Below are 8,106 nucleotides of genomic sequence, written 5' to 3' on the forward strand. Positions count from 1 at the left end.
GAACCGGGCCGTCCGACGGGCTCCGGCCGCTGACCGTCAACCAAAGCAAAAACGACAGTTGAGAGTAGAAGGAGAGAGTTGATGAGCTTTAACACCCCCCACGGCACCCGCGGTGCCCGCCTGCCCAGCAAGAGGCTGATGAACTGGATCAACGCCTGGAACATGAAGCGGATCCGCGGCAAGGCCACCAAGGTGATGGGCTTCCCGTCGCTGGTGCTGACCACCGTCGGCGCCAAGAGCGGCACCCCACGCCACACCCCGGTCGCCTACTTCCCCGACGGCACCGACAGCTGGCTGATCTGCGCGTCCGCGGCGGGCGCCGCCAAGAATCCCGACTGGTACTACAACCTGCGGGCGCATCCCGACAACGTGCAGATCCAGCTCGCCGGGCAGACCATCGCGGTCAGCGCCGAGCAGCTGAGCGGCAACGCCCGCGAGCAGGCGTGGCGCCACATCACCAGCACCGCAAAACGTTTCGCGGGCTACGAGCAGAAAACCGACCGCGAACTGCCGGTCATCCGCCTGCGAGCCCGACCCAACCCCAAGCCGTAGGTTCCAGGACGCCAACACCACAGCACGTCCCCAGTTCGTTCGCAATGGCGATTCCGACTGAGCACGCCAACCCCGAAGGAGGTCACACACGTGCCTGACCCATTGCTGCTGGCCACCCATATCACCATCGCGATCGCCCTGACGATCACCGTTGGAGCGCAAAGCGCCGAATTGGCCCGCATACGATCCGATTCGGCCACCGAACCCGCCGCGCGAACATTACAGGCCGCGCTATGGTCCACACCGATACTGGCGCTACTCACCTTCATCACCGGAATCGCCGTAATAGCCGACGGCAGCAGACGCGGACCCTGGGTGAGTGCCGGAGTGCTGTCCACGCTGATCATCGGAATCGCGTCGGTGTGGTTGCGGCTTCGACTGCGACGAGCCGCCTTGGATCGCACCGGCCTGGTCGGTGCCGTTCAATGGGGAGTACCTGCCATGACATTGGCTGCCGCGTTTCTGATGGCCGACCGACCGGAAAACGTCGTGCTGGCCTTCGGTACGGTCCTGGCAGCTGTTGCCGTAACAGTGCTCGCCTACTGGACCGCGTCCCGATCCTCGGCAGCGTGAGTGGCGGCTTGCTTCGGCGACGGTGGATGGTGATCGTTGCCGCGTTCGTCGTGTCGATCGCCGGTTTCGGCGTGTACCGGCTGCACGGCATCTTCGGCTCGAATGACGTGGTGTCATGGCCGCGGGCCGACTCGATAGAAAACTCCGACTACAACCCCAAGCGCATCCTGTTCGAGGTCTTCGGTAGTCCCGGGGCGGTGGCGACGATCAACTACCTCGACGAACACGCCCAGCCCCAGCGCGTCGACGACGCGAAGCTGCCCTGGTCGCACGTACTGACGACGACTGATCCCACCCTCTTCGCTGACCTGCGCGCGCAGGGGGACGCGGACTCTCTTTCCTGCCGCATCACCGTCAATGGCGTCGTCAAGGACGAAAGGTCCACCAGCAACGTCCACGGCTACATTTCCTGCCTGGAGAAGTCCGCATGAGCGAGCACCGTATGCAGGACTACCTCCCAGATTCGACCGCGGGGTCACGGGCGGCGGCGCGCATGATCCGCCGACTCGCGGTGCCCATCGCAGTCCTCTGGGTCGCCATCGCCGCCTTGACGAACGTCTTCGCCCCGCAGTTGGAGGTCGTCGGAGCGGCGCATGCGGTGGCGCAGAGCTCGCCGGAATCCCCGTCGCTGAAGGCAATGGAGCACATCGGGAAGGTCTTCGGCGAGTTCGATTCCGACAGCAACGCGATGATCGTCCTGGAAGGCGATCGACCCCTTGGCGCCGACGCGCACCAGTTCTACGACATCCTCGTCAAGAAGCTGTCGCAGGACGCCAAGCACGTCGAGCACATCCAGGACTTCTGGGGCGATCCGCTAACCGCGGCCGGCTCGCAGAGCAAGGACGGTAAGTCCGCTCTCGTGCAGCTATATCTGAGGGGCAATCAGGTCTCTGTAGGCCGTGCTCACGACAGCCTCGTGGACTATCTCGAATACTTGGAAGCCCTCGCTGCTGTGCGTGCCGAGATGGGTTCGCTTTAACACATCACTTTCGAAAGGAACGAACCCCATGGGCACGGTCACCAGAAGGGCCTTTCGTTTGTCATCCGAACCACGAGTCGGCCATCCCTAGCGTGGTCCGGTCGAGCGACTCGAGAAGGTCCAGCTGAGGCGCGGTTTTCGGCAGTTCGTAGCGGTAGAAAAATCGCGCGGCCTGACGCTTCCCGTCGTAGAAGTCGCCGGTTGGCGGTGCGCGCTGAATGTCGGTGGTGAGCCAATCCGGCTGGCACGTCATCCGGAGTGCTCGCGATGTTCGTCGGGTCGTGCACTGTTGTCGTGGGCCGCATACATGGCATCGCTGACAACGCGCTGGGCGATGACCGCGAGATGAACCTTGTCAGTGTGGCCCAGTTCGCGCAGGTGAGAGGGCGTCAGGGGCTGGCCCCGGTGCGGCCCCGGATGATGCCGATCGCCTGATCGATCGCTGAACCGCGTCGGAGGCTTTGCTTGAGCTGCTCGGTCCGTTGGTGCGCGACGCGCTCCGGCCGTGCATTGTCCAGCGTCATGGCCGCGGGGTGGGCGAACGTCATGCCCAGCTGTACTTCGTGGTGCCCGAAGGCGTCACGGTGATGGTTGTAGCAGTTGATCGAGCCGATCAGCCGATCGTCAGTCAGCAACGGCAGTGACAGCGCGGATTCGACGCCGAGGCCGGTGACCTTGGCGGCGAGGCGCTGCCAGCGAACGTCGCTGGTCAATGACCTGCTGACAATCGGGCGCCGCGCCGTCGTGCAGGCAATGCAGGGCCCTTGATTGAGCGTCACGTACTGCAGGATGTCGACGTCGCGGATGAAGGGGGCGCTGATCTGCCATCCCTGCACTTGCAACATGCCGTCCACCACATGGAAGGACGCCACGCTCACCCCGTCGACGCACGGAATCGCCTGCGTCGCGAGGTGAGCGATGTCGCTGAGCCGCGTGTTCACGCTGCCGCTGCCACCTACCAACCCGCGCAGACCCCTCAGTGCGACATGGAGCTTTTCCTCGTCATCCGCGCGCTGCGCCGTGCCGGGACCCCTCATCGACCGAGATTAACAGTCGTTCGATTAATTACAACTGTTGCTTAACGTAAGCATGTAGTAAATAATCGCGATGTGGAGAGCAAGATCGACGCGACACCGGCCGGCCGGACCGCCGACCGCCGGGTCCGCCGATCACGCGCCGCTCTGATGCGGGCCGCGGTCGCCTTAGTCATCGAGCGTGACACCACCAACATCGCCGTCTCCGAGATCGCTGACGCCGCCGACGTCAGCCGCCCACTGCTGTATCAGCACTTCCATAACCGCGACACGCTGCTGCTAGAAGCCGCGATCGACCTGGCCGAACGCGAGCTCCTCCCGCTGATCACCCAGGAACCTCAGCTTGAGGCCATCGTGGGGCATTTCGCTCAGCATCGACGCTTTTACCGAGCGATGCTGAAAAGTTCACGCTCCTACGACCTGACCAACGCGTTCAACGGCATCCTCGGCCCGTTCAACCAGCCGCTGATCGACCTCATGTCCGCATCCGGGCTCGAACCCCGCGTCGTCGCAGATCTGACCCTGTTCATCGCCGGAGGCTGGGCCACCGTCATCAACACATGGCTGATCGAGGCTCCCGACCCCCTCGACGTGCCGGCCTTCAGCCAACGACTTCTCGACATTTTCCTTGCCATCGCCGGCGCCGCCGCGGGCATCGCCCCCATCGAGACCCAACCGAGCGCCGCCCCGGACGCACCGCGTGCCGCGCCTGCACAAAACAACATTTCGGAAGAACCCGTTCGAGCGGGATTTAAGGGGTCGCAATGAGTGCTCACACGTTTGGTTGGCGGCGGTTCGGGATGTTGGCCGGTACCGGCGGCGGGGTGCTCGCGCTGACGTCGGTGCTGACGGCGGCGTCCGCGTTCGGCGATGGCGACGACCCGCTATCGGGCAGTGATACCGCGATCATCCTCGGCGGAACCTTCGAGTCGACACCGTCGACCTCCTTCGCGCAAGCCGCCGAGAATCTGTATCTGCACCCGCTGGGTTTCGACGATGGCGCGACCTCCTCGACGGTCTGCGACATGGTCGGGACCGACCCATGTGCCGCGCCGCTGCAGGTACTGACGACACCCGAACTGATCCAGCAGGGCCCGAGCAGTCTCACCGACGCCGACGACGTCGTCCTCGCCGTGAAGAACGAATTCGATGCCAACCCCGGCGCTTTCAGCGCCGAGCACCCGCTGACCATCTTCGGCTACTCACAAAGCGCCGCCGCCGAGTCGGTCGCCATGACCCAACTCGCACAAGACGGCATCCCCAGTGCCGATCTGCACTTCGTGTTCATCGGCGACCCCTCCCTGCCGAGCGGCATCGGGCCCAATCTGATGGCAGACCTGAGCTCGCTCATCGGCTCGACTGAGGCCAACACCATTCTCACCGACCTCGGTCTCAGCGATCTCGGCGTCTACAACGTCCTGGCCGACCCCACGCCCAATGATCTCTACCCGACGACGATCTACACCCTCGACGGCGACGGGGTCGCCGACTTCCAACAGGACTTCAATGCCGGAGGACTGTGGGATTCGCTGTACAACCTATTCACCACGCATGCGGAATATTTGGGTCTGACAACGACGCAAATCGCTGACGCGACCACCTCGATCGACGGCGACCTCACAAATATCGACATCTCCGACAGCATCAACGGCTTCGACGCGCTTATCGGTGCACTCGATAACGGGATCGGCAGCAGCGGACTGTTCGAGAGCCTCTTCGAGTCCCTGCAACTGTATTTGACCAACACGTTCTAGACCCGACTCGGGGGCGCACCCAGCAGCGGTGCAAGACGTATCTGCTTACCGGCCCGCGCAGCGACAGATCCAGGCACCAACGTCGTGAAACACCACAGCTAGCGCACCGCGTAAGCCGGCCATTTCGCTTAGCCGACCCGTTGGACCGGCTGGTCCCGGCCTCGACGTTGGCCGCCCTAGGTGCGGGAATTTAAGAGGGATGGCCCGGCCGCCAATCCCTGGGAGGGCTATTCCCTTGCTGTCGCGGCCGTTACCGCCGCGCGCGGCTATTTCCGTCTTTCGCTGAGCGAGTGATCGGCGCTAGGCGCCCTGATCGACCGTGAGCAGGCACTGAACCGTCGGGGGTCTTCGAGGCGATGGTCCGATAAACACAGTCGCAGACAATTCATCGCGCGATACCAGGTATGCGTGTCAGCTGATTTTGTCGAGCCGGAATGGCATGTCGATGGCGAGCCATTTGTTGATTCGGCAGGCGCCGCTGGGCCCGACCGTCTTGTCTCTGCCAGCGAGTGTGGGTGACCCGTCCTCCACGGAGCCGTCTTCGGCGACGGGTGCGAAGAGGTAGGTCTGGTGTCCGGTGTAGGTGGTTTTGTCTTCGCATTGTTCCCAATTGGGTATGTCGCGCTGGACCTTCCATTGTTTGCCGTCGTGCATGACTAGTGGTGCATCCCAGCCCTGATCGCTGTGCACAGTGCCGGCGCATTCTTGGGCATCGCTGCAGGATGAGGTTATGGTCCAGACACTTCGTACGGTCGCCTCGTCGTGGAATGATTCGTTGGTTTTGGCCCAGCCTCCCAGCGAGGTTGCGTTGTACCGCCCGTTGAGTGCGAGGTCAGCAGATGCTTGCGCCGCCGGCGGGACTAATACGCCTTTGCCGATAACGCTAATAGCTAAGGCTGCGTGAGTAATTCGCCGCAACCGCGGACCGGAACGCACCATGATCTGTCTCATCAATCGAAATCTCTTCGTGCCTTTATGTGTTGCCGCGGCGTCGCCGCAAAGAAGCATCGATCTCGTCGGCAAGTAGGTGTAAGGCAGTTGGTGTGCAGTGTTGGTGGCGCGGTTCATCGTGGCAAGAGGTCCTTCCAGGTTTTTCTGTCCTGGTGTTCGGTGAGGTCGCCTTGGTTGTAGAGGTGGTTGTCGGGGCCGAGGTAGTTGCCGGTGCGGGGGTTGTAGGTGGCGATGCCCAGCTGTTGTGCGCTGGTGCCGTTGGTGTGCAACGCGTTCGGGGTTGTCGTTGGTTTGGCTGGGTCGGGGTCAGGTTGGTCCATGGGGATGGGCGGTTCGGGTGGTGGTGGGGCGTGCGGCGGCGGACTCGTGTGGGGCACGGGTGCTCTGTCTGGCGGCGGGGGTGTTCCCTGGGTGGGTCCGAAGATGTGTTCGCCGAGGGTGGTCCGTTCATCGGGTGGGATGCCTTGGGCCAACAGATTCGGGTCCAGCGGGCTGGTGCCCAGGATGTGTGAGCGGGTGGAAAGCGGTTCAAAAGGTTTGTCGCTGTTGCATTCCTGGACGGTGGGGGCGCGTTTGCCGGGGTGGCCCATGCAGGGGTAGTTGCGTGCGCCGCGCACTGTGCTGGGTGAGTCTTGGGGGAGTTTGCAGTACAGCCCGTCGGGGGTGTCGATAGTGGTGGTGTCGGCTGGTGATCGCCACTGGGTGGAGGGCAGGAAGCCGACGGTGCAGGGGTTGGGATCACCGACGGTGAGCCCGAATTCGCCGCCGGTCGGGACTCCGGTGGCGTTGTTGCGGGGCAGGGCGGCCTGGATGGTCGAGATGAACGGGGGCAGCAGGATGAGTACTTGTTGGATGGACGGGTTGTAGGTGATACCGATTTGGCCGATGGTGGTGAGGTTGGCCAACAGCAGGGGCAGGGTGGGTTTGAGTTGGGTCAGCAGTCGCGAGACTTCGTTGATCGCCGGGGGCCCGTCGTGCAGCACTGAGCGCAGCTGGGCGTCGTTGTGGACAAGCTGGTCGGTGATGCCGGCCAGGCTGTGTGTCCAGGTGCGGATGGATTGTTGGGTCTTGGCTTGGGTGTCGAGGAGCGGTGCGCCCTGGTGAATGAGGGTGCCAAGCTTGCCGGAGACGCTGTTGAAGTCGTGGGACAGCGCTGATGTCGAGTCGACCAGTGAGCCGAAGTCGTAGCCGGCGCCGTTGAAGGCGTTGAAGGTTTCACCAAGTAAAGCGTTGATCTTGTCGTTGGGGATGCTGCTCAGCAGCGCGTGGACTTGGTCGAGCACCGGTCCGACAGCCTGGGGCATCGAGGTGTCTTTTTGGGCGATGACTGAGCCGTCGTGCAGGTAGGGCTGCGCGTCGGTGCGTGGGACGAGGTCGACGTATTGCTCGCCGATAGCAGAGACGCTGCGTATCTCGGCGTGAAGGGCGGCGGGAATTTTCGCGCCGCTGTCCAGTGACAGGATTGCGCGGGCGTGGGTGTTGTCGCCGTCGGTGAGATCTAATGCGGTCACCTTGCCGACCTGTACCCCGCGGTAGGTGACGTTGGCAAAGCGGTAGAGGCCACCGGAATTGGGGATATCGACCGTGATTCTCATGCGTCCGATGCCCAGCAGCGTGGGGGCTTGGATATATACCAGCGCCATCGTGATCGTCCCGATGACTGACAGTGTGGTGAAGATGATCAGCTGGATGCGCACGAACCGGGTCAGCATCATCGGCTCCCTGGCCGGCGGAATGGGTCCGACTGTGTCGAGGGTTGCGCGGGTGGCGGGGGTGTCAGAGATGGCGGATGCGGAACGGGGGCAACGGGATCGGACTGCTTAGGGTCAGGCGGTGGTAGGGCCAGAGGAGCACCGAGGGGGTCGAGGGTGTGGTTGAGGTAGTAGGGGTCCCCGGGGGCGGGCACCAGGTTGGCGGTGAGGTCTTCCCAGCGGGTTCCGCGTAACAGGGTGCGTTTGAGCCGGGGGAGGGTGAGGTCGATGACGGCGTAGAGGTTGAGGTAGTCGCCGCGTACCGCGCGGTCAATGACGTTTTGCCCGAACGGGAATACCGACACGTAGGCCAGGATCGCATCGAGGTGGGGTCCGACATCGGCGAGCGCACCCAGGACCGGTTCGAGGTTGCGCAGGTTGGCGACGAGATCGTGCTGGCTGTCGTGGATGAGGCGTGTCGTGATGGCGCTGAACGATCCGAGCTTGTCCAGTGCCGCGGTCAGCCGGGGTCGCTCGCGAGTGAGCACGTCGAGGGCGGGTGGGATGTCGTG

Annotated in this window: 8 protein-coding genes and 3 pseudogenes; 6 read left to right on the top strand and 5 right to left on the bottom strand. The window is 63.4% G+C overall.

Annotated elements, in window-relative coordinates; translation table 11 throughout:
* Window positions 1-81 precede the first annotated feature (81 nt).
* The 4 genes and pseudogenes from WAN02_RS11285 to WAN02_RS11300 all read left to right on the top strand — a co-directional run.
* Window positions 82-552 (top strand): nitroreductase/quinone reductase family protein, encoded by a 471-nt coding sequence (locus tag WAN02_RS11285; protein ID WP_422264254.1) that lies wholly within the window; start codon window positions 82-84, stop codon window positions 550-552.
* A 90-nt stretch (window positions 553-642) separates the two neighbouring features.
* Window positions 643-1,125, top strand: coding sequence for a hypothetical protein (locus WAN02_RS11290; protein ID WP_422264255.1), 483 nt, complete (start codon window positions 643-645; stop codon window positions 1,123-1,125).
* A gap of 26 nt (window positions 1,126-1,151) precedes the next feature.
* Complete coding sequence (locus WAN02_RS11295) at window positions 1,152-1,556, top strand: MmpS family transport accessory protein (RefSeq protein WP_422264262.1); 405 nt, start codon at window positions 1,152-1,154, stop codon at window positions 1,554-1,556.
* Window positions 1,557-1,567: 11 nt separating this feature from the next.
* Window positions 1,568-2,011, top strand: a pseudogene (locus WAN02_RS11300) (MMPL family transporter); the annotation flags it as partial.
* A gap of 154 nt (window positions 2,012-2,165) precedes the next feature.
* On the opposite strand, the pseudogene WAN02_RS11305 reads toward WAN02_RS11300, so the two are convergent.
* Together WAN02_RS11305 and WAN02_RS11310 are read right to left on the bottom strand one after the other, a co-directional pair.
* A pseudogene (locus WAN02_RS11305) lies at window positions 2,166-2,309 on the bottom strand (acyl-CoA dehydrogenase C-terminal domain-containing protein); the annotation flags it as partial.
* Between the two features lie 184 nt (window positions 2,310-2,493).
* Window positions 2,494-3,141 (bottom strand): GAF domain-containing protein, encoded by a 648-nt coding sequence (locus WAN02_RS11310; protein WP_422264256.1) that lies wholly within the window; start codon window positions 3,139-3,141, stop codon window positions 2,494-2,496.
* A gap of 147 nt (window positions 3,142-3,288) precedes the next feature.
* On the opposite strand from WAN02_RS11310, the gene WAN02_RS11315 reads away from it, so the two are divergent.
* Complete coding sequence (locus tag WAN02_RS11315; RefSeq protein WP_422264257.1) at window positions 3,289-3,906, top strand: TetR/AcrR family transcriptional regulator; 618 nt, start codon at window positions 3,289-3,291, stop codon at window positions 3,904-3,906.
* The gene (locus WAN02_RS11320) at window positions 3,903-4,892 is read left to right on the top strand and encodes a PE-PPE domain-containing protein (RefSeq protein WP_422264259.1); all 990 of its coding nucleotides are present in this window, start codon (window positions 3,903-3,905) and stop codon (window positions 4,890-4,892) included. The genes WAN02_RS11315 and WAN02_RS11320 overlap by 4 nt, the downstream gene beginning before the upstream one ends.
* A 411-nt stretch (window positions 4,893-5,303) precedes the next feature.
* Here the strand turns inward: WAN02_RS11320 and WAN02_RS11325 are convergent, their stop codons facing one another.
* From WAN02_RS11325 to WAN02_RS11335, 3 genes and pseudogenes are all read right to left on the bottom strand, one after another.
* Window positions 5,304-5,831 (bottom strand): hypothetical protein, encoded by a 528-nt coding sequence (locus WAN02_RS11325; RefSeq protein ID WP_422264263.1) that lies wholly within the window; start codon window positions 5,829-5,831, stop codon window positions 5,304-5,306.
* 125 nt (window positions 5,832-5,956) lie between these two features.
* A complete protein-coding gene (locus WAN02_RS11330) occupies window positions 5,957-7,555 on the bottom strand; it encodes an MCE family protein (RefSeq protein ID WP_422264260.1) in 1,599 nt (532 codons plus the stop codon).
* A pseudogene (locus tag WAN02_RS11335) lies at window positions 7,555-8,106 on the bottom strand (mammalian cell entry protein); the annotation flags it as partial. The pseudogene WAN02_RS11335 and the gene WAN02_RS11330, both read right to left, overlap by 1 nt.

Source organism: Mycobacterium sp., assembly GCF_049281135.1.
Classification (GTDB): domain Bacteria; phylum Actinomycetota; class Actinomycetes; order Mycobacteriales; family Mycobacteriaceae; genus Mycobacterium.